Source organism: Aquitalea pelogenes (assembly GCF_041914625.1).
Taxonomy (GTDB): domain Bacteria; phylum Pseudomonadota; class Gammaproteobacteria; order Burkholderiales; family Chromobacteriaceae; genus Aquitalea; species Aquitalea pelogenes.
This window is the reverse complement of record NZ_JAYSDA010000003.1, coordinates 149,926-173,706: the sequence shown is the minus strand read 5'-3', so window position 1 is coordinate 173,706 and position 23,781 is coordinate 149,926. Positions and strand designations below refer to the sequence as shown.

At 63.7% G+C, this 23,781-nt stretch carries 21 protein-coding genes; 5 read left to right on the top strand and 16 right to left on the bottom strand.

Annotated features, from left to right (window positions below; all coding sequences use genetic code 11):
- Nucleotides 1-36: 36 nt before the first annotated feature.
- The 9 genes from ureC to urtA all read right to left on the bottom strand — a co-directional run bounded on the left by ureC (nucleotide 37) and on the right by urtA (nucleotide 8,954).
- Complete coding sequence (gene ureC / locus ACE3SE_RS04120) at nucleotides 37-1,737, bottom strand: urease subunit alpha (RefSeq protein WP_374554005.1); 1,701 nt, start codon at nucleotides 1,735-1,737, stop codon at nucleotides 37-39.
- The gene (locus ACE3SE_RS04115) at nucleotides 1,734-2,039 is read right to left on the bottom strand and encodes an urease subunit beta (RefSeq protein WP_374554004.1); all 306 of its coding nucleotides are present in this window, start codon (nucleotides 2,037-2,039) and stop codon (nucleotides 1,734-1,736) included. The genes ureC and ACE3SE_RS04115 overlap by 4 nt, the downstream gene beginning before the upstream one ends.
- A 25-nt stretch (nucleotides 2,040-2,064) precedes the next feature.
- Nucleotides 2,065-2,367 (bottom strand): urease subunit gamma, encoded by a 303-nt coding sequence (locus ACE3SE_RS04110; RefSeq protein ID WP_045848009.1) that lies wholly within the window; start codon nucleotides 2,365-2,367, stop codon nucleotides 2,065-2,067.
- A 14-nt stretch (nucleotides 2,368-2,381) separates the two neighbouring features.
- Complete coding sequence (locus ACE3SE_RS04105; protein ID WP_374554003.1) at nucleotides 2,382-3,242, bottom strand: urease accessory protein UreD; 861 nt, start codon at nucleotides 3,240-3,242, stop codon at nucleotides 2,382-2,384.
- 77 nt (nucleotides 3,243-3,319) lie between these two features.
- Complete coding sequence (gene urtE, locus ACE3SE_RS04100; RefSeq protein WP_374554002.1) at nucleotides 3,320-4,018, bottom strand: urea ABC transporter ATP-binding subunit UrtE; 699 nt, start codon at nucleotides 4,016-4,018, stop codon at nucleotides 3,320-3,322.
- A 1-nt stretch (nucleotide 4,019) separates the two neighbouring features.
- Nucleotides 4,020-4,856: an urea ABC transporter ATP-binding protein UrtD gene (gene urtD, locus ACE3SE_RS04095; RefSeq protein ID WP_374554001.1), complete on the bottom strand. Its 837-nt coding sequence runs from the start codon at nucleotides 4,854-4,856 to the stop codon at nucleotides 4,020-4,022.
- The gene (gene urtC, locus ACE3SE_RS04090; RefSeq protein ID WP_045848007.1) at nucleotides 4,853-5,953 is read right to left on the bottom strand and encodes an urea ABC transporter permease subunit UrtC; all 1,101 of its coding nucleotides are present in this window, start codon (nucleotides 5,951-5,953) and stop codon (nucleotides 4,853-4,855) included. Before urtC ends, urtD begins: the two co-directional genes overlap by 4 nt.
- A gap of 10 nt (nucleotides 5,954-5,963) precedes the next feature.
- Nucleotides 5,964-7,544, bottom strand: coding sequence for an urea ABC transporter permease subunit UrtB (gene urtB, locus ACE3SE_RS04085; protein WP_374554000.1), 1,581 nt, complete (start codon nucleotides 7,542-7,544; stop codon nucleotides 5,964-5,966).
- A 141-nt stretch (nucleotides 7,545-7,685) separates the two neighbouring features.
- Nucleotides 7,686-8,954 (bottom strand): urea ABC transporter substrate-binding protein, encoded by a 1,269-nt coding sequence (gene urtA, locus ACE3SE_RS04080; RefSeq protein WP_445290643.1) that lies wholly within the window; start codon nucleotides 8,952-8,954, stop codon nucleotides 7,686-7,688.
- A 180-nt stretch (nucleotides 8,955-9,134) separates the two neighbouring features.
- Here urtA and ACE3SE_RS04075 point away from each other — a divergent pair, with 180 nt between their 5' ends.
- Together ACE3SE_RS04075 and ACE3SE_RS04070 are read left to right on the top strand one after the other, a co-directional pair.
- Nucleotides 9,135-10,325, top strand: a complete 1,191-nt coding sequence (locus ACE3SE_RS04075; protein ID WP_374553999.1) for an MFS transporter — start codon at nucleotides 9,135-9,137, stop codon at nucleotides 10,323-10,325.
- A gap of 47 nt (nucleotides 10,326-10,372) precedes the next feature.
- Nucleotides 10,373-11,467: an FUSC family protein gene (locus tag ACE3SE_RS04070; protein WP_374553998.1), complete on the top strand. Its 1,095-nt coding sequence runs from the start codon at nucleotides 10,373-10,375 to the stop codon at nucleotides 11,465-11,467.
- 1 nt (nucleotide 11,468) lies between these two features.
- Here ACE3SE_RS04070 and ACE3SE_RS04065 read toward each other — a convergent pair whose 3' ends face one another.
- The gene (locus tag ACE3SE_RS04065; protein ID WP_374553997.1) at nucleotides 11,469-12,836 is read right to left on the bottom strand and encodes a TAXI family TRAP transporter solute-binding subunit; all 1,368 of its coding nucleotides are present in this window, start codon (nucleotides 12,834-12,836) and stop codon (nucleotides 11,469-11,471) included.
- A 145-nt stretch (nucleotides 12,837-12,981) separates the two neighbouring features.
- Here ACE3SE_RS04065 and ACE3SE_RS04060 point away from each other — a divergent pair, with 145 nt between their 5' ends.
- Both ACE3SE_RS04060 and ACE3SE_RS04055 read left to right on the top strand, forming a co-directional pair.
- On the top strand, nucleotides 12,982-13,434 hold the full coding sequence (locus ACE3SE_RS04060; RefSeq protein WP_131354473.1) for a MerR family transcriptional regulator: 453 nt from the start codon (nucleotides 12,982-12,984) through the stop codon (nucleotides 13,432-13,434).
- Complete coding sequence (locus ACE3SE_RS04055; RefSeq protein ID WP_374553996.1) at nucleotides 13,391-13,771, top strand: carboxymuconolactone decarboxylase family protein; 381 nt, start codon at nucleotides 13,391-13,393, stop codon at nucleotides 13,769-13,771. The genes ACE3SE_RS04060 and ACE3SE_RS04055 overlap by 44 nt, the downstream gene beginning before the upstream one ends.
- Nucleotides 13,772-13,854: 83 nt before the next feature.
- On the opposite strand, the gene ACE3SE_RS04050 is transcribed toward ACE3SE_RS04055, so the two are convergent.
- From ACE3SE_RS04050 to ACE3SE_RS04035, 4 genes are read right to left on the bottom strand one after another with little or no spacing between them, the layout of a single operon-like run.
- Nucleotides 13,855-14,775, bottom strand: a complete 921-nt coding sequence (locus ACE3SE_RS04050; RefSeq protein WP_374553995.1) for a response regulator — start codon at nucleotides 14,773-14,775, stop codon at nucleotides 13,855-13,857.
- 13 nt (nucleotides 14,776-14,788) lie between these two features.
- On the bottom strand, nucleotides 14,789-18,178 hold the full coding sequence (locus tag ACE3SE_RS04045; RefSeq protein ID WP_374553994.1) for a hybrid sensor histidine kinase/response regulator: 3,390 nt from the start codon (nucleotides 18,176-18,178) through the stop codon (nucleotides 14,789-14,791).
- A 54-nt stretch (nucleotides 18,179-18,232) separates the two neighbouring features.
- Nucleotides 18,233-19,066 carry an EamA family transporter gene (locus ACE3SE_RS04040; RefSeq protein WP_374553993.1) on the bottom strand — a complete coding sequence of 278 codons (834 nt, stop codon included), beginning with the start codon at nucleotides 19,064-19,066 and terminating at the stop codon, nucleotides 18,233-18,235.
- A gap of 28 nt (nucleotides 19,067-19,094) precedes the next feature.
- Complete coding sequence (locus ACE3SE_RS04035) at nucleotides 19,095-19,991, bottom strand: LysR family transcriptional regulator (protein ID WP_374553992.1); 897 nt, start codon at nucleotides 19,989-19,991, stop codon at nucleotides 19,095-19,097.
- Nucleotides 19,992-20,229: 238 nt separating this feature from the next.
- Here ACE3SE_RS04035 and ACE3SE_RS04030 point away from each other — a divergent pair, with 238 nt between their 5' ends.
- A complete protein-coding gene (locus tag ACE3SE_RS04030) occupies nucleotides 20,230-21,444 on the top strand; it encodes an MFS transporter (protein ID WP_374553991.1) in 1,215 nt (404 codons plus the stop codon).
- On the opposite strand, the gene ACE3SE_RS04025 is transcribed toward ACE3SE_RS04030, so the two are convergent.
- Both ACE3SE_RS04025 and ACE3SE_RS04020 read right to left on the bottom strand, forming a co-directional pair.
- On the bottom strand, nucleotides 21,426-22,208 hold the full coding sequence (locus ACE3SE_RS04025) for a CDP-diacylglycerol diphosphatase (RefSeq protein WP_374553990.1): 783 nt from the start codon (nucleotides 22,206-22,208) through the stop codon (nucleotides 21,426-21,428). The two genes, ACE3SE_RS04030 and ACE3SE_RS04025, sit on opposite strands and share 19 nt — an antisense overlap.
- Nucleotides 22,209-22,270: 62 nt before the next feature.
- Nucleotides 22,271-23,488 (bottom strand): MFS transporter, encoded by a 1,218-nt coding sequence (locus ACE3SE_RS04020; RefSeq protein WP_374553989.1) that lies wholly within the window; start codon nucleotides 23,486-23,488, stop codon nucleotides 22,271-22,273.
- Nucleotides 23,489-23,781: the final 293 nt, after the last annotated feature.

The following is a 23,781-nucleotide window of genomic DNA, read 5'->3' as shown; positions in this document are numbered from 1 at the left end:
TCCAGGCCATGAGTGTCCTGTGCCAGCTGTGCCTGTTCAGAACAGGAAATAGCGCTGGGCCATGGGCAGCACGGCGGCCGGTTCGCACCACAACAGCTGTCCGTCGGCTTTTACCTGATAGTTTTGCGGGTCCACTTCAATCTGCGGCAGGTAGTCGTTGTGGATCAGGTCGGTCTTTTGCACGCTGCGGCAGCCATGTACCGCCACCAGTCGCTTGTTCAGGCCCAGCGCCTCGCCGATACCGGCATCCAGCGCAGCCTGTGAGACAAAGGTGACGCTGCCATCGGCAATGGCCTTGCCGAAACTGCCGAACATCGGCCTGCTGTGCACCGGCTGCGGCGTGGGAATGCTGGCATTGGCGTCGCCCATGGCGGCCATGGCGATGATGCCGCCCTTGAGGATGAGGCTGGGCTTGACGCCAAAGAACATCGGCTTCCACAGCACCAGGTCGGCCAGCTTGCCCACCTCGATACTGCCCACTTCATGGCTGATGCCGTGGGTGATGGCCGGGTTGATGGTGTACTTGGCGATATAGCGCTTGATGCGGGCGTTGTCGCAGCCTTCGCTGTCCCCCGCCAGCGGGCCGCGCTGCTGTTTCATCTTGTCCGCCGTCTGCCAGCAACGCAGGATGGTTTCCCCCACGCGGCCCATGGCCTGGCTGTCGGAGGACATCATGGCAAACGCGCCCAGATCATGCAGGATGTCCTCGGCGGCAATGGTTTCGCGCCGGATGCGGCTTTCGGCAAAGGCCACGTCTTCGGCAATCGAGGCATGCAGGTGATGGCACACCATCAGCATGTCCAGGTGCTCGTCGATGGTGTTGACGGTGAAGGGCCGCGTGGGGTTGGTGGAGCTGGGCAGCACATTGGCAAAGCCACAGGCCTTGATGATGTCGGGTGCGTGGCCGCCACCTGCCCCTTCGGTGTGATAGGTGTGAATGGTGCGGCCCTTGAATGCTGCCAGCGTGGTTTCGACAAAACCGGCTTCGTTCAGCGTGTCGGTGTGAATGGCCACCTGCACGTCCATCTCGTCCGCCACGCCCAGACAGTTGTCGATGGCCGCCGGCGTGCTGCCCCAGTCCTCGTGCAGCTTCAGGCCGATGGCCCCGGCGCGCACCTGTTCGCGCAGCGCTTCCGGCAGGCTGGCATTGCCCTTGCCGGTAAAGCCCAGGTTCATGGCAAAGCCTTCCGCGGCCTTGAGCATGCTGGCCATATGCCAGGGCCCGGGTGTGCAGGTGGTGGCATTGGTGCCGGTGGCCGGGCCGGTGCCACCGCCAATCATGGTGGTGATGCCGGCAGCCAGTGCCTCTTCGATCTGCTGCGGGCAGATGAAATGGATATGGGTGTCGATGCCGCCAGCGGTGATGATCATGCCTTCACCGGCAATGATTTCCGTTGCCGCACCAATCAGGATGTCCACACCGGGCTGGATGTCCGGGTTGCCCGCCTTGCCGATGGCGGCAATACGGCCCCCCTTCAGGCCGATGTCCGCCTTGACCACGCCCCAGTGGTCGATGATGAGCGCATTGGTAATCACGGTATCCGCCACCTCGGCGGCCACGCACTGACCCTGGCCCATGCCGTCGCGAATCACCTTGCCGCCACCGAACTTCACTTCTTCGCCATATACGGTGAAGTCGCGCTCTACTTGTGCCCACAGGCCGGTATCGGCCAAGCGCACCGCATCGCCCGTGGTGGGGCCAAACATCTCGGCATAAGCCTGTCTGCTGATTTTCATAATTCCCCCATCACCCGGCCCTGAAAGCCGAATACGCGGCGTGCGCCATCCAGCGCCACCAGTTCTACCGTGCGGGTCTGGCCCGGTTCGAAACGCACCGCCGTACCGGGGGCGATATTCAGCCGGAAACCACGTGCGGCAGCGCGGTCGAAGCGCAGTGCGTCGTTGGCTTCGGCAAAGTGGTAATGCGAGCCGACCTGGATCGGCCTGTCACCACTATTGGCCACCTCCAGCTGCAAGGTGGCGCGGCCGACATTCATTTCGATGTCGCCGCTGGCAAAGCGGATTTCTCCTGGAATCATCGCAATCTCCTGTTGGCGGGCTGCGTCAGACAATGGGCTGGTGCACGGTGACCAGCTTGGTGCCATCCGGAAAAGTGGCCTCCACCTGGATATCCGGAATCATCTCCGGCACACCGTCCATCACTTGTTCGCGCTTGAGCAGCGTGGTGCCGTAATGCATCAGTGCGGCCACGCTCTGCCCGTCACGTGCGCCTTCCAGAATGGCGGCACTGATATAGGCCACGGCCTCGGGATAATTCAGCCGCAGGCCACGGGCCAGGCGGCGCTCTGCCACCAGCCCGGCGGTGAAAATCAGCAGCTTGTCTTTTTCGCGGGGGGTCAGTTCCATGGGGTGCTTTCTTGTCAGCTTGCCCAGATGCGCGGCTGGCTGGCTGCGCGTCCGTGGCTGAAGGGATAGATCAGGTTGCGACAGCCACGCAGCCAGTGATGGGCAGCTTCGGCGCTGTCACCAATAAAGCGGGCCAGCCAGATGCCGGGCAGCTGACTGGCAGCGGCACGCCCGGCACAGGGCAGTTCCAGACAGGCCTGATGGATGTCTGGCGGCAGTGCCGGCCCGGCCCACAGCAGGGTAGCCAGCACGCTGTGGCCACCCATTCCCACCGGGGATGCCAGCAAGGGGCTGTCACCGGGCACATGGTTGTGCTCGCACCACAGCAGGGTGTCGTCACGCCATACTTCGCTGCCTTGCTGCCACAGGCCACGGTCAAAGTGTTCGGCGCTGGCCGGGCGGCCCAGGCACATCACCTCGCCAGCCAGCAGGCGGGCATCGCCCTGCAGGCGGAAGCAGTTGTCCAGCTGCACGGTACTGCCGGCATACAGAATGGTTTCCTGTGGCAGCCATTCCAGCAGGCTGCCGGCTTGCTGACGCACTTGCAGCTGCTGGCTGGCCTGCCGACCGAAGCTGTCATACCATTTGGCCGCGCCGGGGCTGGTGAGCAGTACCTGGCTGCCAGCGGCCAGATCAACATCCAGCGTCAGCCTGTCCCCGCCAGCCATCCCGCCCGGAGGATGCACCACAATGTGCTGGCACTGGCCATGCGCGTCGATGAAGTGTTTTTGCACCCGCAACGGCCCCTGGTGACGTCGATGCACCGGCACGGTGCAGCCTTGCACCAGGGCATAGCCCAATTCCAGTGCGGCATGCCAGCCGGCTTGCAAACCGGCAGGCAAGGCATTGGCCATGCTCAGCGCGTTCAGATTCATCAGCAGTCAATCAGCAAGGTGGATGGTGCAAGACTCAGCAATTAGCGTGCCGGGAGACAGGCTGGCAGCCTGCCGCGTCAGATGGCCAGCAGTTCGCGTACTCCGTCCTGCGCCATGTCGGATCCAGCTCCGCAACGTATCACCTCGCCGCGTGACATCACCAGATAGCGATCGGCCAGTGCTTCGGCAAAGTCGTAGTACTGTTCCACCAGCAGGATGGCCATGTCGCGTCGCGCCGCCAGGTTGCGGATGACTTCGCCTATCTGCTTGATGATGGACGGCTGGATGCCCTCGGTGGGTTCGTCCAGCACCAGCAGCGATGGCTGGCTGACCAGCGCCCGGCCAATGGCCAGTTGCTGCTGCTGGCCGCCGGACAGGTCGCCACCACGACGCTGACGCATGTCGTACAGCACCGGGAACATCTCGTACACCGAGGCCGGAATCTCGCGCCCGGCCTTGCCGCCAAAGCGCGCCAGCCCCATGCGCAGGTTTTCTTCCACCGTCAGCCGACCAAAGATTTCCCGCCCCTGCGGCACATAGGCAATGCCACGCGCCACGCGCTGGTGCGGTGCGCAGCGGCTGATGTCCTCTCCCTGCCAGCGGATGCTGCCGTTTTTGGCCGGCAGCTGCCCCATCAGGCAGCGCAGCAAGGTGGATTTGCCCACGCCATTGCGGCCGAGCAGGCAGGTCACCTGGCCGATTTCGGCTTGCAGGCTGACGCGGCGCAGAATGTGGCTGCCGCCGTAGTATTGGTCCAGTTCTTGTATGTCCAGCATGTCAGCGCCCCAGATAGACTTCGATCACCCGTTCATCCGCCTGCACTTGCTGCAGGCTGCCCTCGGCCAGTACCGCGCCCTCGGCCAGCACTGTCACCTTGCCGGCAATGCTGGCGATGAATTCCATATCGTGTTCCACCACCATCAGCGAATGGCGGCCCTTGAGGGTGAGCAGCAGCTCGGCGGTCTTTTCGGTTTCGGCATCGGTCATGCCCGCCACCGGCTCGTCCAGCAGCAATAGCTGCGGCTCCTGCGCCAGCAGCATGCCGATTTCCAGCCACTGTTTCTGGCCATGCGACAGCAGCCCTGCCTGCCGCGCCCGCTGCTCACCCAGGCGGATCAGCGTCAGCAATTCGTCGATCCGGTCACGCTGCTGCCCGGAGAGACGGGCGCGCAGACTGGCCCACACCGAACGCGGCCCGGCCAGCGCCAGTTCCAGGTTTTCCTGAACCGTCATCGCCTCGAACACCGTGGGTTTCTGGAACTTGCGTCCTATGCCCAGCTGGGCAATTTCCGCCTCGGAATGCTGGGCCAGATTGATGGTCTGGCCGAAAAAGGCCGAGCCGCTGTCGGCACGGGTCTTGCCGGTAATCACGTCCATCATGGTGGTCTTGCCCGCGCCGTTGGGGCCGATGATGCAGCGCAGCTCGCCCACGCCGATGGACAGGGACAGACGGTTGAGCGCACGGAAACCGTCAAAGCTGACGCTGATGTCGTCCAGATACAGGATCTGGCCATGGGTGACATCCACCCCCGGCTGCAACAGGCGGCCACTGGCCGGGGTATCGCCATCCCAGCTTTCACGCTGCACCGCTTGCGAAGTAGTGACGGGCATCATGCCTTCTCCTTGTGACGGCGCAAGAGGCCCAGCAGGCCGCGCGGCAGGAACAGCGTGGTGGCAATGAACAGCCCACCCAGGAAAAACAGCCAGTATTCGGGAAAAGCCACGGTGAACCAGCTTTTGGCCGCATTGATGAAACCAGCGCCCAGTACCGGGCCGATCAGGCTGCCACGCCCACCCACCGCCACCCAGATGGCAATTTCGATGGAGTTGGCCGGTGACATTTCGCCCGGATTGATGATGCCCACCTGCGGCACGTACAGCGCCCCGGCCAGGCCGCACAGCATGGCGGACGCCACCCAGATGAACAGCTTGTAATACAGCGGGTTGTAACCACAGAACATCAGCCGCGACTCGGCATCGCGAATGGCGGTGAGAATGCGTCCGAACTTGCTGTTGACCAGCCAGAAACCGGCGGCCAGCGCAGCCACCAGCAGCAGCACGGTCAGCAGGAACAGCGTGGCGCGCGTGCCGGGCGCGGCAATGCCATAGCCGAGGATGCGCTTGAAGTCGGTAAAGCCGTTATTGCCGCCAAAGCCGGTTTCATTGCGGAAAAACAGCAACATGGCGGCATAGGTGAGCGCCTGGGTCATGATGGAAAAGTACACGCCCTTGATGCGCGAACGGAAAGCCAGCCAGCCAAACACCAACGCCAGCAGGCCGGGCACGCCCACTGCCAGACACAGCGCCCAGGCCAGATGCTCGCTGCCCTGCCAGAACCACGGCAGGGTTTTCCAGTCGAGAAACACCATGAAGTCCGGCAGGTCGCTCTGGTAATTGCCGTCATGGCCGATGGCACGCATCAGGTACATGCCCATGCCGTAGCCACCCAGGGCAAAGAACAGGCCGTGGCCCAGGCTGAGCAGGCCGGTGTAGCCCCACACCAGGTCCATGGCCAGCGCCACGATGGCATAGCACAGGATCTTGCCCACCAGGGTGAGAGTGTAGGCCGACACATGCAGGCTGCTGGCCGGGTCCGTCCATAAATGCAGCGCCGGCATGGCCAGCAGCACGGCCAGTGCTGCGCCACCTGCCAGTTTCAGCGGCTGCGGCCCCAGACGGGTGGCCAGCCGCAGGGAAAGTGCGGTTTGCATGATGGTGCTCCTAGTCCAGTACCCGGCCCTTGAGGGCGAACAGGCCTTGCGGACGCTTCTGGATGAACAGGATGATGAAGCCGAGGATGAGGATCTTGCCCAGCACCGCCCCCAGCGACGGTTCCAGAATCTTGTTGACGATGCCAAGGCCCATGGCCCCGGTGACGGTCCCGGCCAGCTGGCCTACTCCGCCCAGCACCACCACCATGAAGCTGTCCACGATATAGCCCTGCCCCAGCTCCGGGCCGACGTTGCCGATCTGGCTCAAGGCCACCCCGCCCAGCCCGGCAATGCCCGAACCCAGACCGAAAGCCAGCATGTCCACCTTGCCGGTGGGCACGCCCACGCTGTCGGCCATGCGGCGGTTTTGCGTGACGGCACGCACGAACAGGCCCAGCCGCGTCTTGTTGAGCAGCAGCCAGGTCAGCACCAGCACGCCCGCAACAAAGGCGATGATGGCCAGCCGGTTATACGGCAGGGTGAGCGCCGGGGTGATTTCCCAGCCGCCGGACAGCCAGGACGGGTTGGCCACTTCCACGTTTTGCGCGCCAAACAGCATGCGCACCGCCTGGATCAGCATCAGGCTGATGCCCCAGGTGGCCAGCAGGGTTTCCAGCGGACGGCCATACAGATGGCGGATGATCAGCCGCTCCAGCGCCATGCCGATGACAAAGGTGACGGCAAAGGCCACCGGCAGCGCCGCCAGCAGATAGGCATCGAAAGCGCCCGGCCACCAAGTGCGGAACAGGTTCTGCACCACATAACTGGCGTAGGCGCCGATCATCAGCATTTCGCCATGCGCCATATTGATGACGCCCAACAGGCCATAGGTAATGGCCAACCCCAGGGCGGCCAGCAGCAGTACCGAGCCCAGGCTGATGCCGCTGAAGGCATAGCCCAGCATGTTGTAACGCCACTGGCTGGCCTTGATGTCGGCCATGGCCTGACTGGCGGCGGCGCGTACGCTGGCTTCCGGCTCGCTGGCGGCGACTGTCAGCGGGGCCAGCAGGCTGAGGGTGGCCGGGTCGGCACTGTCGGCCAGGGTGTGGATGGCGCTCAGCCGCTGTGCGGCATCCGGGCTGGCCAGTTGCAGGCGGGCGCTGGCCATGTGCAGGGCCTGTCTGACCTGACTGTCCTGCTCCTGCTGCTGCCGGCTCAGCAGCAAGGGCAGCAGGCCGGGGTTGGCACTGTCCTGCAAGGCCTGAATGGCGCTCAGGCGCTTGCTGCGGTCCGGGTCGGCCAGATCACCGGCCGCATGAAACGCCTCCAGCGCGCTGCGCACGCTGTTGTTGACCGGCAAGGCATCCAGACTGCTGGCATCGCCAGCCACCGGCTGGCCGTTGTCCACATCGCTGAGCTTGCCGTCTGCGCCTTGCAACAACACATGGTTGCCATCGGCGCTGGTAAACAGCCTGCCCTCCTCCAGTGCGGCAACTGCCTGACGGCGCGGGCCATCCGCCTGCACCGTCCACTGGGTGATCAGCCCGGCACGGTCGGCCGGGTCAGCATGGGCCAGCTCGGTCAGCGGGCTGGCGGCCACCAGACCACTGCACAGGGACAGCAGCAGGAACAGGGGTTTGAACAATTGCATGGTGCTTTCCTTACAGGATATGCCCGCCACCACCCGGAAAGGGCTGGAGCGGGCAAGGGCGTGCGTCGTCCCGTGCTGTGCTTGAAACAATCAACCAGAGCGGCTGATACACAGGCGCAGCAGGGATGTTGTCAGCCGCTGTTACTTGCTCTTCACCGGAGTGTCGGGCTTTTTGTCATTGCCCGGAATGAAGGGGCTCCACGGCTGGGCGCGGATCGGGGTCTTGGTTTTCCACACCACCGAGAACTGACCGTTAGGCTGGATTTCGCCAATCATCACCGGCTTGTGCAGGTGATGGTTTTTCGGGTCCATTTCCAGCGTGAAACCGGACGGGGCGGCAAACTTGATGCCGGCCATGGCCTTGGTGACGGCGGCGACATCGGTGGTGCCGGCTTTCTTCACTGCCTCGGCCCACATATTGATGCCCACATAAGTGGCTTCCATCGGGTCGTTGGTCACCAGCTTGTCGGCATTCGCCAGGCCCTTCTTCTTGGCCCAGGCGCGGTAGTCGGCAATCCACTTGCTGTTCACCGGGTTCTTCACGCTCATGAAGTAGTTCCAGGCAGCCAGATGGCCCACCAGCGGCTTGGTGTCGATGCCCTTGAGTTCTTCCTCACCCACCGAGAAGGCCACCACCGGCACGTCGGTGGCTTTCAGGCCCTGATTGCCCAGTTCCTTGTAGAAGGGCACGTTGGAGTCGCCATTGATGGTGGAGATGACCGCCGTCTTGCCACCGGCAGCGAACTTCTTGATGTTGCCGACGATGGTCTGGTAATCGCTATGCCCGAAGGGGGTGTACATCTCCTGGATGTCTTCGTCCTTCACCCCCTTGCTGTGCAGGAAGGCCCGCAAAATCTTGTTGGTGGTGCGCGGGTAGACATAGTCGGTACCCAGCAGGAAGAAGCGCTTGGCACCGCCGCCTTCCTTGCTCATCAGGTATTGCACTGCCGGAATGGCCTGCTGGTTGGGCGCAGCACCGGTGTAGAACACATTGGGCGACATTTCCTCACCCTCGTACTGCACCGGGTAGAACAGCAGGCCGTTCAGCTCCTCGTACACCGGCAGTACCGATTTGCGCGATACCGAAGTCCAACAGCCGAAGGTCACCGCCACTTTGTCCTTGCTCAGCAGCTGACGCGCCTTTTCGGCAAACAGCGGCCAGTTGGAGGCCGGGTCCACCACGACCGGTTCCAGCTTCTTGCCCAGCACGCCGCCCTTGGCATTGATCTGGTCGATGGCAAACAGCGCCATGTCCTTGAGCGAGGTTTCCGAAATAGCCATGGTGCCGGACAGGGAGTGCAACACCCCCACCTTGATGGTGTCGGCGGCAAAGGCCGGCATGGACAGCAGGCCGGCGGCGGCCAGAACCAGCGGAGCGGACTTCAGAAAAGTGCGACGAGTGCTTGCCATGAGATTCCCCTGATGATGTGAGATGGATTGTTGCGCTGCGTCATCAAGGTAACCGCAGGCTGCGGCCGGAAAAATACGTTACATGACGTAGATGGCTACGCAGGCGGGCGACAAGTGCTGCTTGGCGCAGCGCCATGCCCTTGTGCTAGGCTGTCTCTCCCATTCCCCACGGAGCTGTTCATGCTGCCACGCAGCGCCTGGCGCGATTTTGCCGCCGTCATCTTCAGTGTCGCCCTGCTGGGCCTGGGGCTGGGCAGTACCATGCCGCTGACCGCCCTCACCCTCACTGCCCGCGGCTTCAGCCCGGAAGTCATCGGCTGGACCGTGGCCGCCGGCGCACTGGGCGGGGTGCTGGCCACCATGGCCGCCCCGGCCCTGGCGCTGCGGCTGGGGCGGCGCAATGTGATGCTGGGCTGCCTGCTGCTGGCCTCAATGTCGGTGATGCCGCTGCAATACCTGCAGTCGATTCCCGGCTGGATGCTGGCGCGCTTTTTGTTTGGTGCCGCCATGGCACCCTTGTTCGTGCTGGGCGAAAGCTGGATCAACACCCTGGCTGGCGACCATGCGCGTGGCCGCATCGTCGCCATCTATTCCACCTGCTTTACCGCCTGCCAGGTACTGGGACCGATGCTGACCGACTTGCTGGCCCGCTGGCCTGATCAGGCATTTCTCCTGTGTGGCGCGCTGTTTTTGCTGGGTATTCCAGGCATCATGCTGGCCCGGCCGGAAGCACGTGACGGCAGTCATCCGCAACATCCGGCGTCCACCACCGACGACAAGGCCAGCGACACCGGCTGGCTGGGCATTGTGCAAGCTGCGCCCGCCATTTTGCTGGGCACGGCGTTTTTTGCCTCTTTCGATACCGTGATGCTCAGCTTCCTGCCGCTGGTGGCGATGGAAGGCGGCATGAGCCAGAGCCGCGCGCTGGCATCCGCCTCCATCCTGCTGGCGGGCGATGCCACCTTGCAGTTTGGTATCGGCTGGCTGGCCGACCACCTTGGCCGTCGCCGGGTACACCTGCTGTGCGGGGTACTGGTGTGCCTGCTGCTGCCCTTGCTGCCATGGATGATGCAGCTGCCGCTGCTGTGGGAGGCTTATCTGTTTGTGCTGGGCGCGTGTGCCGGTGCCATCTATACCTTATCCATGGTGGCCAGCGGCGAACTGTTCAGCGGTGCCGCCCTGCTGCGTGTTTCCGGGCTGATTTCACTGAGCTGGAATGCGTCCAGCAGCCTGGGCCCGGCTGCCACCGGCCTCTTGATGCAGCATGCCGGTTCGGCCTGGATGGTGGCCGTGCTGTGGGCCATTGCCCTGCTGTTTGTGCTGAGCGGCTGGCGGCAGCGGCGCGACACTGAGCGCTTGCCAATGCACTGACTTATTCGTCAGGCTGCACTTTTTATTGGCTATTGACGGAAATCACCATGCAGCCAGCCAGACCAGTACCGCAGATACGCGCCCTGATTGCCCGCGAATGGCAGCAATTACGCAGTTTTCAAGCCAGCGACCGGCCATGGCAGATGCCGCTGACCGCCGCGCTGGCCACCGGCCTGCCGCTGTTGATTGCCGCCTGGACCGGCCACCTGGCCTTTGGCCTGCTGTCCTCCCTGGGCGGCATGGCCTTTCTCTACCTGCCGGCCACGCCCATGCACCATCGCATGGTCACCATCATGGCCTGCAGCTTCGGTCTGATCGCCAGTTTCACGCTGGGCCTCCTCAGCCAGTTGCTGCCGCTGGCCACGGCCCCGGTGCTGGCTGTCATCACCATTCTGGTGACGATGATCTGCCGCTTTTACCGCCTGCCACCACCGGGCAGTTATTTCTTCGTGATGCTGGCTGCCCTTGCCGCCTACACCCCGGTACCCGTGCTGGAGATACCGCTGCGGGTTGGTCTGGTAGCCATGGGCAGCCTGCTGGCCTGCGTGCTGGCCTTCGGCTATAGCCTGCATGTGCTGCGCTGGCGCACGCCCAAACCGGTCCAGCCCTTGCCTGCGCCGGATTTCGACTTCGTGGTGATGGATGCGCTGATCATCGGCCTGACGGTTTTCCTGTCGCTGCTGCTGGCCGAATGGCTGCAACTGCAACGGCCCTACTGGGTGCCGGTGAGCTGCCTGGCCGTGCTGCAAGGAGCCAGCCTGCGCGCGGTATGGAACCGCCAGTTGCAGCGGCTGCTGGGGACGGCACTGGGGCTGTTGCTTACCTGGGGTGTATTCAGCCTGCCGCTGAACGCCTGGACGGTGTCGCTACTGGTCATGCTGCTGAGTGTGGTGGTGGAGACGCTGGTGGTGCGCCACTACGGCATGGCGGCAGTGTTCATCACGCCGATGGCGATATTGCTGGCCGAGGCGGCTCATCTGGGCCACGGGTCGGCCTTTGCCCTGATCGAGGCGCGCTTCTACGACACCCTGGCTGGTGGCCTGGTGGGCCTGCTGGGTGGACTGGCCCTGCACCTGCCGGCCTTGCGTCAGGGCATCAGCCGCCTGATCCTCCGCTTGCTGCCGGTGAAAGACAGCAACTGAGTCAGCCCTGCTGGTCCTGATGACCCTGCGCGTCGGCATCGGCCTGCAAGCGGCTGCGGACAAAGTCGATATGGCCGCGCAGCTCGTACAGCAAATCACCAAAGGCCGCCGGCACCACGATCTTGCTGACGGTGGCATCCACATGGGCCAGCCGGCGCAGCAATTCCTCCTGCTTGCCCGGCACGGTACGCTGTGCCACCGCCTCGCGCTCGATATCGAACAACACCCGATACCAGCGGTTGATGCCGGACTGGATGCGCCAGCGGTAAATGGCCGGGGCCACCTTGAGGGCGGGAATCAGCAACAGCACCAGAGGCAGGATGACCGCCAGGGCGCGGGCCACCAGCCCGGCCAGCCAGAAGGGGAAGGTACGGTACAGCAGGCTTTTGCCGGAGGCGTAATAGCGCTGGGCATCCGGACTGAGGCGGATTTCATGCTCGGCCAGCACCGGAAACTCCCCCGCTTTCTTGAACAGGCCGGGTTTGCCATGCACTTCGCGGGCGGCTTCCAGCAACAGGTCGGACAAGGCCGGGTGCAGGCCCTCACGGGCGATCAGCTCCACGGTGGGGCCAATCAGCTGGGTATCGGCTTCGGGAATGTCCTTGCCCAGATCCAGCCCGCCGCGCGGCAGGGTGAGCTTGTTCAGATAGCTGACCCGGCGTGCATAGGCGTCCGCCTGGGCAAAATTGAAAAGATGAATGTCCGGCGTGTGCAGCAGCTGGCGCAACAGGTCGGTGGAGGTGGAATCCCCCATCACGAACAGCGCATCCACCTGATTGTCCAGCAAGGCCTTCACCGCATTGCCCGCCACGGTATCCAGCAGCACCGTGCCGTCACCGGGGGTGATGCCGTTGAGCTTGAGCAAGGCCAGCGCCAGATTGTGCGTGCCGCTGCCCGCCTCGCCGATTTCCAGCCGCTGGCCCTTGAAGCCGGACAATAGCGGCCGTGTTGCCCCGCGATAGAACACCATCAGCGGCTGATAGGAAATGCTGCCCAGCGACATCAGGCCCTTGGCGTCGACATTGGCTGCCTCCCCGCCCAGTACAAAACCCACATCCACCGTCTGACGTGCATCCAGCAAGCGATGCAGATTATCCAGCGAGCCATCGGAAGGCAGAATCTTCACCTTCACTCCCTCGCGCGCCAGGATTTGCTGATAGCGCAGCGCCGTCTTCTGGAACACGCTGCCCGGCGGACCGCTGGTAATGGTCAGGGTGGTGGGAGCGGCAGAGTTGGTCAGCCACAGCCCCAGCAACATCAGCAATACGCCGCCCAGCATGATGGACGACATGGACAGCACCAGGCCGCGGCCAAACAGGGCGGTCAGCCTGCCGGACAGGCGCTTGAACAACTGGCGGGGAGAAAGCACGGTACCACTCCTGGGCAAAATACGGCCGGACAGCACAAGCGGGCCAATCTAGCACAGCCACATGGCATGCGCGAATCCGCCCGGCGGCAAACACGCTATCATCAGGCTTGACTTAGAGTGCACTCGAAGCTTCAGGCTGAACCCCATGACTACACTGACCATCCGGCAAATGGCACGCGCCAGCGGGCTATCGGCCCATACCTTGCGCTATTACGAGGACATCGGGCTGATAGACCCGGTACGCCGCAGCGCCAGCGGCCACCGCTGCTACAGCGAGCACGACCAGCGCTGGATTGCCTTTCTGCTGCGTTTGCGTGCCACCGGCATGTCGATACAGGACATGCTGGCCTATGCCACGCTGCGCCGGGACGGGCAGCAACTGGACAGTGTGGTCCGGCGTCAGCAGATGCTGCAACAGCATGTGCTGGCATTGGAAAACCGGCTGGCGGCATTGCAAGACAATCTGAGCGTGATGCGCGACAAGGTGGCCTTCTACACCGGACTTGCCAGCGCCTTGCAAGCAGACGCACAGCCTGACAGCACAGGAGCAGACCATGACCAACCCTCTTTACCAACAAGGCTGGAACCGCCTGCGTGAAGTCGACGCAGAGGCAGGCGAACGCGTGATTGCCAGCTTGCAGGACATCAGCCCGGACCTGGGGCGTTACATCATCGAATTCGCTTTTGGCGAGGTGTATTGCCGCCCCGGCCTCAGCCTGCAGCAGCGCGAGCTGGCCACCATTGCCGCGCTGACGGCACTGGGCAATGCCACACCGCAGCTGAAAGTGCATATTGCCGCCGGGCTGAATGTGGGCCTCAGCCAGCAGGAAATCCACGAAACCATCCTGCAGATGGCGGTGTATGCCGGTTTTCCGGCCGCACTCAACGGCATGTTTGCGGCAAAAGAGGTGTTTGCCGAACATGACGGCTTGTGAAGTGACAGTTGCGGGCCAAGTGCGGCTGACACACGCTGAGCAAACCGCGTAGCGAAGCCTGCTGCGGGGGGTGTTAGCGGACCTTAAGCATGCCCGCGCCCCAGCGCCATGGCGGCGGCGGAGGTGCGGGTTTCCACCCCCAGCTTGGCAAACACATGCTCCAGATGCTTGTTGACCGTGCGCGGGCTCATGCCAAGGATGTCGGCAATGTCACGGTTGGTCTTGCCCAGGCTCAGCCAGTGCAGCACCTCGGCCTCGCGCTGGGTCAGGCGGAAGGCTGCAATCAGCGCTGCCAGCGTGGCTTGCAGCCCTTCTTCGCGCAGCACCACCAGCCATTCCGGCTCGCCGGGAGTCAGATGAAAGCTAGCCAGCAGCTTCTGCCCGGCTTCGCCCGGCCATTGACCGGGCAATTCTTCTCCTTGCAGCCTGGCCTGCCGGGCAAGTCTGGCCCAGCACCACAGTGCTTCGGGTGCCTGTTGATCCTCGACACCGAAATAGCGTTGCAATAGCTGCCGGGCCAGCGCAGTTTGCCATACCAGCCGTCCACTATCCGGGTTCAGAGCCAGGGTGGCCTGACCAAAGGCATCCAACGCGCTGCTGGCCTGCTGCATCTGGCGAGCATTGGCGGTGTGGGCGGCAATGCGTGCCAGCACTTCCGGCGGGCGCAGCGGTTTGGTGACATAGTCGGCCCCGCCGGCGGCAAAGGCCGCCACCACGTGTTCGCTGTCGGTAAGGCCGGTCATGAACACGATGGGAATGGCACGGGTGACAAAATCCTGCTTCAGGCGACGCGCCACTTCAAAGCCGTCCATACCCGGCATCACCGCATCCAGCAGGATCACATCCGGCAGGCTCAGCCTGGCCCGCTGCAAGGCGGCTTCGCCATGGGTGGCCACCAGCACGGTATGGCCTGCTGCATCCAGCGCATCGTGCAGCATTTGCAGGTTGTCCGGCATGTCATCCACGATCAGCACCAGCGCGCTGCGGTTGGCCGCCTGTTCCATCAGTCTTGCTCCATCAATCTGTTTCTTCCTGGTACTGCAACAAGCTGCGCAGTGCATCAAAGCGGAAGGCGTCCACCAGGCTCTGGGCACGGCGCAGGAATTCGCCATGCTCGGCCGCCTGTCCGGACAAGGTCTGCAATGCCGCTTTCACTCCCTTGGGGTAACCCAGCTCCAGCGCCTCGCGCAGCGGGTGCAGCAAGGCAGCATCCGGCAGAGTAAGGCTGGCAGCGCTGGCATGCAGGCCTTGCAGTACGGTGTCGGGCATGGGCTGGCTGTCGGTCTGCCATTCCAGCTGCAAGCGCCTTCCCAGCCAGTCCAGAATGTCGTCGATGCGGATGGGCTTGACGAAGAAATCTGCCGGCAGAATGCCGACATCGTTGTCCTGCCCCTTTTCAAAGGCATTGGCCGAGATGATGGCCAGGGCGGCGGCATCCGCCATGCCTGCCTGCATCTGACGAATGGCGCGCAAGGTCTGCCAGCCATCCATGCCGGGCATGGCCAGGTCCATGAACACCGCATGCGGGCGGAAGGCGGGCAGCAGTGCCAGACAGTCCTCCCCGTTGCTGGCCTCGGCCAGCTCAAAGCCCAGCGCTTGCAGCATGTGGCGCAGCATGGCGCGGTCCACCGCCTCGTTATCCACCAGCAATACACGGCGGCGCGGCCCCAGATAGCCGGTACGCTGCTGGCGTGGCAAGGCCTGTTCGGCTTGCTGGCCGTGCAGGGCCGGCAGGAACAGCCGCACGGTAAACAGCGCGCCCTGCCCCGGCGTGCTGTCCAGGCGGATTTCCCCGCCCATCAGGTCGGTCAGCATCTTGCTGATGGTCAGACCCAGCCCGCTGCCGCCCTGCTGCGACTGGCGGCCGCGCTCGAAAGGCTCGAACAGCCGTGGCTGATCGGCCTCGGCAATGCCCGGGCCGGTGTCGCGAATGGTAAAGGTGGCCATTTCGCGCTGGTAGCGCAGCCCCAGGCTGACCTCGCCGCGCTCGGTGAACTTGACGGCATTGCCCAGCAGATTGATCAGGATTTGCCGTAGCCGCTTTTCATCCGCCCGCACCACCGTTGGCAGTTCGCCTTGCGGAACAAAGCTGAAATCCAGCCCCTTTTGCTGCGCCTGCAGGCTGAACATGGCCACCAGCTGGCGCATGAAGGCGGTGAAGTCCAGCGGGCGCATGTCCAGCGTCAGCTTGCCGCTTTCAATACGGGCGATGTCCATGGTGCCTTCAATCACCGACAGCAGGTGGTCGCCACTCCTGCGCACCACCTCCACCGACTGGCGCGCCGCGGGCGGCAGGCTGGCATCGGCATGCAGGATTTGCGCATAGCCCAGAATGCTGTTGAGCGGGGTGCGCAGCTCGTGGCTGATGGTGGTGACATAGCGGCTCTTGGCCTGATTGGCTTGCTCTGCCGCCTCACGCGCTTGCTGCAATAGCTGGTCGGTCTGGCGGTGCAGGTCGATCTCGCGTTGCAGCAGGCCGGTCTGGCGGCGCGATTCCTCCTGCGCCACCTGTCGGCTGTTATGGGTCAGCACCATCCACCAGGCCAGCACGCTGCTGGCCAGCAGCAAGACGGCAAACAGGCGGAACAACAAGCCGCCCAGCCCGGCTACCGCGCCTTCCTGCACGGCGATGAAGTACAACAGGCCCAGCAACAGCAGCCAGAAGGTGCTGATACCAGCCATCAGCAACAGGTAATGCCCCAGCCCGCGTTGCAGATAGGGCTGCAAGCTCCGTGGCAGCAGCCGCTGCAACAAGCCCTGCCATTGCGCCGCCAGCGTGGCCTGCGGCTTGCACAAATCGCCGCAGCGTACGTCCAGCGTGCAGCACAGCGAACAGATATGCCCCTGATACGCCGGGCAAACCACGATGTCCTCGGCTTCATACTCGCGCTGGCACAGCACGCAGCGGTGATGGGCATGCGCACTGGCCGAGGGGCGGCGCGCCAGGTAGTAACGCCCGCCACTGAGCCAGGCAAACAAGGGCGAGAGCAAGAGTGCCGCACACATGGCCACCAGCGGGGACAGCGCCTGTGCCACCTCGCCCAAGGCCCCCAGATGGGCAGCCACCGCCAGCAGCGACGCCAGCGTCATCGTGCCCAGCCCCACCGGATTGATGTCGAACAGATAGGCCCGGCGGAATTCGATGCCGCGCGGACTCAGGCCCAGCGGCTTGTTGATCAGCAAATCCGCCACCACGGTCATGATCCAGGAAATGGCGATATTGCTGTACAGCGCCAGCACCTGACCCAGTGCCTGGAATACCTCCAGCTCCATCAGCAACAGGGCAATCACGGTATTGAACACCACCCACACCACCCGCCCCGGATGGCTGTGGATGAGGCGGGAAAAGAAATTGGACCACGCCAGGCTGCCGGCATAGGCGTTGGTAACGTTGATTTTCAGTTGGGACACGATGACAAACAGCGTGGTGGCGGCAATCGCCAGCTTGCCGTCGCTGAACACGTGGGAATAGGCAATCAGATACATCTGGTTCGGGTCCACCGCCTTGGCCAGCGGCACCGCATTGCGCAGGGCCAGCCAGGCCAGCAGTGCGCCACCCAGCATCTTGGCCACCCCCGGCAATACCCAGCCCGGCCCGCCCAGCAGGCAGGCCAGCCACCAGCTGCGGGCATTGCCGGCAGTGCGCGGCGGCATGAAGCGCAGGTAGTCGGCCTGCTCGCCCATCTGGGTGATCAGCGCAATGCCCACGGCAAAGGCCGCACCAAAACGGCGCAAATCAAACTGCATGCCTGTGCCCTGCGCACCAGGGTAATGCCACAGGCCTTGCAGGGCTTCGGGTTCCTGCCACAGCAAACAGGCATAAGGCAATATCAGCAGCAACAGCCACAGGGGTTGGGTCCAGCTTTGCAGGCGGCTGATGGCCGTGACGCCGTGGGTAACCAGCGGCAGCACCAGCAAGGCACACAGCAGGTAACCGGCTACCGGCGGAATACCGAAACCCAGTTCCAGCGCATAGGCCATGATGGCCGCTTCCAGTGCAAAGAAAATGAATGTGAAGGAAGCGTAAATCAGCGAAGTGACGGTAGAGCCGATATAACCGAAACCCGCGCCACGGGTAAGCAGATCCATATCCACCCCGTAGCGGGCGGCATAAACGGAAATGGGCAGCCCGGCCAGCAGAATCACCAGCCCGGTCAGCAGGATGGCAAGAAAGGCATTGAAAAACCCGGCTTGCACCAGCATGGTGGCACCCACGGCTTCCAGCACCAGAAAAGACGCAGCCCCGCCCAGCGCGGTATTGGCCACCCGCCACAGCGACCACTGGCGGAAACGGCGCGGGGTAAAGCGCAGGGCGTAGTCTTCCAGCGATTCACGCGCCACCCAGCTGTTGTAGTCACGACGCAACTGGATGACTTGCTGGGGCGGCGAAGGCGGTGGCTTGGACACGGTGCATTCCTGCAAGACAGATCAACTGGCCAACGCAAGAAGCCTGCCAGCCGTTCAGGCCAGCCGCAGCAGGACAACGCCCGACAACATCACCAGCGCGGCCAGCAGGCGCAGTCGCCCGGTGTGTTCGCCCAGCACCAGCCGCGCCAGCAACAGGCCGAACAGGATGGAGGTTTCCCGCAACGCTGCCACCACGGCAAGCGGTGCCTGGGTCATGGCCCACAAGGCAAGGCCATAGGAGCTGATGGTGCCCAGCCCGCCCAGCAGGCCACGCCACCAGTCGCGCCGCAAGGCCGCAGCCAGTGCTGCCGGTTGCCGCAGCGCAGCCCACAGCGGCAAGGGCAAGCCGCACAGCAGGAAAATCCACAAGGTATAACTGGCCGGTGTCGCGGACAGCCGCACGCCCACGCCATCCACCAGGGTGTAACCGGCAATCACCAGTGCATTGAGCAAGGCCAGCCCCACCCCATTACGCCGCCCACGCGGCACCGAACAGGCCATGCCCAGCAAACCGGCGCACAGTACGCCGATACCGGCCACGGCCATCGCGCTGAGCTGTTCACCCAGTAGCGCGACATTGCACAGCGCCACCAGCAAGGGCGCAGTACCGCGCATCACCGGGTATACCAGGCCCAGCTCAGCCTGGCCGTAACTGCGGGCGATCAGCCACAAATACAGCAACTGCAACAAGACCGAAGCGGCAATGCACGGCCAGCTGCCCACGGCGGGTGCAGGCAGGAATGGCAGGGCGCACAAGGCCAGCAGGCTGGCAAAGCCCGCCACCAGCACGGTGCCGAACCAGGCCGAGGTTGCGGCCTTGATCAGGGTATTCCAGCTGGCATGCAGGCAGGCTGCCAGCATCAGCAGGGCGAAAACACTGCCGCTCATGCTGGCCTCCGTCGGCGGGCTGCATTTTTCATGCGCTTGTTCCGTCCGGGTCTGGCGGCAGATAGCGTGCCAGCAGATTCAGGAAGGCTGCCGCCGCAGGGGTGGGGCTGTCATGACTGGCCAGATACACCCGGCGCCGCGGGCCGTCGCGCACCGGCCGTGCCACCAGAGCGGCATGTTCGCCAGCCCCCAGCGCGGGCACCATGGCCACGGCACCCAATGATTGCACCAGGCTGATCAGCATGTCGGCATGGTTCACCTCGAACGCCACCCGCCTGCGTATACCCTGCGCAGCAAAAGCCATGTCGGTTTGCAGGCGCGGCCCGCTACCTGCCGGCCAGTCCACCAGCGTGCAGCCAGCCAGCTGCTGCAAATCCAGCTGTGGCAAGGTAGCCAGCGGGTGGTCCGGACGCAGCAAGGCCAGCAAGGGCTCCTCCCACAGCAAACGGGCATCCAGCCCCAGCACCGGCTCCCCCGGCCATACGCCAAGAAAGGCGACGTCGATCTGCTGCACGCGCAGTTCTTCCATCATCACATCGCTCATGCGCATGGCCAGCTGCACATCCACCTGCGGATGACGGTGGTGGTACTCCGCCAGCAAGGCGGGCAAATCCAGCCGGCCAAGCGTGGAGATACTGCCAATGCGCAGGCTGCCGCGGATTTCTCCGGTAGCGGCCGCCATTTCGTCTTCCAGCCTTTGCGCCGCTTCCCGCACCTGACGCGCATGCCTGACGAAAGTCTGCCCGGCAGGAGTGAGCGTGACCTGGCGCGAGGTCCGTTCGAACAGCCGGGCACCGAACTCCTGTTCCAGCCGGGCAATCTGGTGGCTCAGCGCCGATTGCACGGTATGACAGCGCTCGGCGGCACGGGTGAAGTTTTCCTCTTCGGCCACCGCCAGCACGTAATCAATCTGGCGCAAGTTCATTCAATCCATCTCGTTTCACGATGAAAAACATGAAAACAATACATTGGAGTCATTCTTTAGGCCAGTAGATACTGCCCCGGCATGCATTAATTGCCGCTGACAAAACAGCGTAGCGTCCCTGGGGCAAGGCCTGCCGACGCCGACAGTACAAGGGTACGGCAAGGCGGCGCAACGCAGCAGCAGGGGTTTTGTTAGCGGCTCTGACAACACCCTGCGCAGTCACACCGAAAGCCAACACATGCAAACCACCCACACCCTCCCCCACCCCGGCCATGAACATGGCGGGCTCAGCCCGCTGCTGATGTGGCTGATGACGGTAGCCACCGGTCTTGCCGTGGCCGGTAATTATTACGCCCAGCCCTTGCTGCCGGAAATCAGCCGCGAACTGGGCATCCGCGCTGCCAGTGCCGGCAGCATCATCACCACGGCGCAGCTGGGCTATGCGCTGGGCTTGCTGCTGATTGTGCCGCTGGGCGACATGCTGGAGCGGCGACGGCTGATTCTGGTGATGATGTTGCTGGCCAGTTGCGGCCTGTTGATCAGCGCCACGGCAGGCAGCATCAGCCAGCTGTTGCTGGGCACGGCCATTGCTGGCGTGTGTTCCGTGGTGGCGCAAATCCTGCTGCCACTGGGTGCCAGCCTGGCCAGTGAAGCCGAGCGTGGCCGGGTGGTGGGTACCATCATGAGTGGCCTGCTGACCGGCATTTTGCTGGCCCGCACCGTGGCAGGCAGCCTGGCCGACCTGGGCGGCTGGCACACCGTGTACTGGTGCGGCACCGGCGGCATGCTGCTGATGACGCTGGTGCTGTCCCGTCAGCTGCCGCACACGCCTGCCACACCGGGCTTGCGCTATGGACAGCTGCTGCAGTCGGTACTGCGCCTGTTTGCGGAAGAACCCAGTCTGCGCCTGCGCGGCCTGCTGGGTGCCATGTCCTTTGCCACCTTCAGCGTGATGTGGACTTCGGTCGCCTTCTTGCTGTCTGCGCCCCCATTCGGCTTTTCCAACAGCACCATCGGTCTGTTCGGCCTGGCCGGGGCCGCCGGGGCCTTGTCGGCCAATATCGTGGGACGGCTGAGTGACCAGGGCCGTGGCGCGCTGGCTTCCCGGCTCAGCCTGGGCCTGATGTTGCTGGCCTGGCTGCCGCTGGCGCTGGCACCGCATTCGATTACCGCCCTGCTGCTGGGCATCCTGCTGCTGGACCTGGGGGTGGCGGGCTGCCATGTCAGCAATCAGGGGGCGATTTACCGCATCCGGCCAGAAGCGCGTAACCGGCTGACTTCAGCCTACATGACCAGCTATTTCATTGGCGGTGCAGCAGGTTCGCTGGTTTCAGCCTGGGCCTATGGCCACTGGGGCTGGATGGGCGTGGTGCTGGCCGGGGCAGCGTGCAGCCTCACCGGCATCTGCGCCTGGGCACTGTCCGGCCCCCGCCATCATGGCCTGACTGGCTGAGGCGACAGTACCTGGCAGTCATGGTCCTGCACATCCCCCTCGGAAGAAGCAAAGTTGCCGGCCAGCACATCCGCCTTGCTGGCCAGTAACCAGAAACCCGGCCCGTCGGCGAGGCGGGTAGCAATCACCGCCAGCGTGTAGCTGCCCATCTGCCCGCTGGCACCGGCCACCTCATCGGCCAGCAAACGGAATGGCTGCACGCCATCCAGTGTTTCACCCGGCACTGCACGCGCCAGATAGGCATGGCCGTTGATGCCGTCCGCCAGCGGCTGCCACTGCAGCCCGATGCCTGCCTGCTGCAAACGGGCGGGTAGCTCTGGCCGGACGCAGGAAACATGAATGTGCAGCTGGTTCTGGCTGCGACCCCATTGCGAGTTCACCGTCAGGGCCACCGCCTCGCGCGGCAGCACACTGCCATGCAACCGCTCCATCCACTGCCTTGCCTGCCAGGCGGCAGCCCAGTAGTCGGGTGCATCCGCCTGCCATAGCAGCGGGCTTTCAATACCGCTGACCCGCGCGGTGGGAATCAGCAGATATTGCAAAACACCGTGGATGTCCTTGAGGATGGCATGCCCTTGCGGCTCACCCTGTGACATGTCCAGCGCGGCGCACGGGGCCGGGTCCTGCGTCTGCTGCCAATGCGGCACGCATTGCTGATGCACGATATTCCACAAGGCATCGGCATTGGCGGCATGCACCGCCCACGACACCAGCAAGCCAAGAAGCGCCAGCACGACACTGCCGCGGAAGATTTTCACCGTCATGGAATGGTGCTTTCGCCAGAGGAAAAACCGCATGATCAATCAGGCAGGTGACAAACCGTCGCTCAGCGCGGCGGCAGCAGGCTGGGCAAGGGCCAGCGCTTGACCGTCCACTGCGCATACAAGCCCAGCAAGGCTGCCAGACCCAGCGACACCACGAAATAACCGGAAGGCCCGACGGATGCCATCACCGCCGAACACAGCAAGGGCCCCAGCGTGCCACCCAGCGCATACACCATCAGCAAGGACGCGCTGATTTCCACCCGGTGGCGTGGCGGCATGGCATCGTTGGCAATGCCGCTGAGCGTGCCGTAGAAGGTAAAGGCAATCGCCACGTACACCATCACCAGCGGCAGCATCCAGCCCGACCCTGTCAGCAGGATCAACACCAGCGACAACACCGCCACCACCAGTGCCGAGTAGGCCAGCAACTGGGCACGGTCGCTGCTGTCCGCCCATTTGCCCATCGGCCATTGCAACAGCGGTGCGGCCAGCAAGGCCATGCCCATGAAACCGGCGATATCAGCCGCCGACCTGCCCAGCTGGCTGAGCATGGCGGGCATCATGGTGTAAAAAGCACTGTTGAAACAGCCAGCCAACAGCGCACCCACGAGGCTGAGCGGTGCACGCCGCCCCAGCAGACGCAAGGTACGCAGCGCCCGTGCCAGCACATTGCCAGCAGCCGGTGCCGACAAGGCCTGCGGCCGTTGCCCGGTAAGCGTGACCGGAATGATGGCCAGCGAAAACAGCATGGCCACAATGATGAAGGCCCAGCCAGGCTGGCTGAACGGCAGCTTGAGCAGCCACTGCCCGGCACTGGCGCCCAGATAGCTGATGATCAGGTACAGGGAAAACAGCTGGCCACGCTGGCTGTTGCTCACACAGCCGTTGAGCCAGCTTTCCACCACCATGTAGATGCCCACCATGGCCAGGCCATTCCCCAGTCGCGCCAGCAGCCATAGCCAGGGAGAAGTAAACAGGGCCTGACACAGGGTCAGCACGCAGATCATGGCGGTAAGCGCGGCAAAGGCACGGTGATGGCCATACTGGCGGATCATGCCGCTGCAAAAGAAACCGCCAATGAAAAAACCGGCATAGTAGGCCGACTGCACCATGCCCGCCACGGCCACCGGCACGCCATTGGCCAGCAGGCTGAGCGAGGTTTCGGTATTGCCCAGCGCATTGCCCACCACCAGCAAGGCATAGGCCAGCAACAGGCTGGCCACCGCCCGCAGCATGCTGCGCCAGCTACGCTCCACCACCATCACGCCTTCCATTGCCATGCCACCCCTTGCCACGCCATTTCAAAACAATGTCATTATCCATGACAAACCCAGCCCTGACTTGCCATCAATCGACAGCTACGCTGCTTTGTTCAGCATTCCGCACGCATGCCGCTGCAAACAGAAAACCGCCCACAGTTAAAGTGGGCGGTCTGCAATGTGCCGCACTGCGGCAAGCAGTCACGCGGCGCCTGGCTATCGTGCCGTTTTTCCGACAGCACACTGCACATCATCAGCAGGTCGGATGAGCATAGCATCCGGGATGCCAGGCTGCACCCGCTGGGAACCCCAAG

Coding starts and splice junctions, on each gene's coding strand:
- ureC (WP_374554005.1), bottom strand. CDS start 1,737: ATGAAAATCAGCAGACAGGCTTATGCCGAGATGTTTGGCCCCACCACG.
- ACE3SE_RS04115 (WP_374554004.1), bottom strand. CDS start 2,039: ATGATTCCAGGAGAAATCCGCTTTGCCAGCGGCGACATCGAAATGAAT.
- ACE3SE_RS04110 (WP_045848009.1), bottom strand. CDS start 2,367: ATGGAACTGACCCCCCGCGAAAAAGACAAGCTGCTGATTTTCACCGCC.
- ACE3SE_RS04105 (WP_374554003.1), bottom strand. CDS start 3,242: ATGAATCTGAACGCGCTGAGCATGGCCAATGCCTTGCCTGCCGGTTTG.
- urtE (WP_374554002.1), bottom strand. CDS start 4,018: ATGCTGGACATACAAGAACTGGACCAATACTACGGCGGCAGCCACATT.
- urtD (WP_374554001.1), bottom strand. CDS start 4,856: ATGATGCCCGTCACTACTTCGCAAGCGGTGCAGCGTGAAAGCTGGGAT.
- urtC (WP_045848007.1), bottom strand. CDS start 5,953: ATGCAAACCGCACTTTCCCTGCGGCTGGCCACCCGTCTGGGGCCGCAG.
- urtB (WP_374554000.1), bottom strand. CDS start 7,544: ATGCAATTGTTCAAACCCCTGTTCCTGCTGCTGTCCCTGTGCAGTGGT.
- urtA (WP_445290643.1), bottom strand. CDS start 8,954: ATGGCAAGCACTCGTCGCACTTTTCTGAAGTCCGCTCCGCTGGTTCTG.
- ACE3SE_RS04075 (WP_374553999.1), top strand. CDS start 9,135: ATGCTGCCACGCAGCGCCTGGCGCGATTTTGCCGCCGTCATCTTCAGT.
- ACE3SE_RS04070 (WP_374553998.1), top strand. CDS start 10,373: ATGCAGCCAGCCAGACCAGTACCGCAGATACGCGCCCTGATTGCCCGC.
- ACE3SE_RS04060 (WP_131354473.1), top strand. CDS start 12,982: ATGACTACACTGACCATCCGGCAAATGGCACGCGCCAGCGGGCTATCG.
- ACE3SE_RS04055 (WP_374553996.1), top strand. CDS start 13,391: ATGACCAACCCTCTTTACCAACAAGGCTGGAACCGCCTGCGTGAAGTC.
- ACE3SE_RS04050 (WP_374553995.1), bottom strand. CDS start 14,775: ATGGAACAGGCGGCCAACCGCAGCGCGCTGGTGCTGATCGTGGATGAC.
- ACE3SE_RS04040 (WP_374553993.1), bottom strand. CDS start 19,066: ATGAGCGGCAGTGTTTTCGCCCTGCTGATGCTGGCAGCCTGCCTGCAT.
- ACE3SE_RS04035 (WP_374553992.1), bottom strand. CDS start 19,991: ATGAACTTGCGCCAGATTGATTACGTGCTGGCGGTGGCCGAAGAGGAA.
- ACE3SE_RS04030 (WP_374553991.1), top strand. CDS start 20,230: ATGCAAACCACCCACACCCTCCCCCACCCCGGCCATGAACATGGCGGG.
- ACE3SE_RS04025 (WP_374553990.1), bottom strand. CDS start 22,208: ATGACGGTGAAAATCTTCCGCGGCAGTGTCGTGCTGGCGCTTCTTGGC.
- ACE3SE_RS04020 (WP_374553989.1), bottom strand. CDS start 23,488: ATGGCAATGGAAGGCGTGATGGTGGTGGAGCGTAGCTGGCGCAGCATG.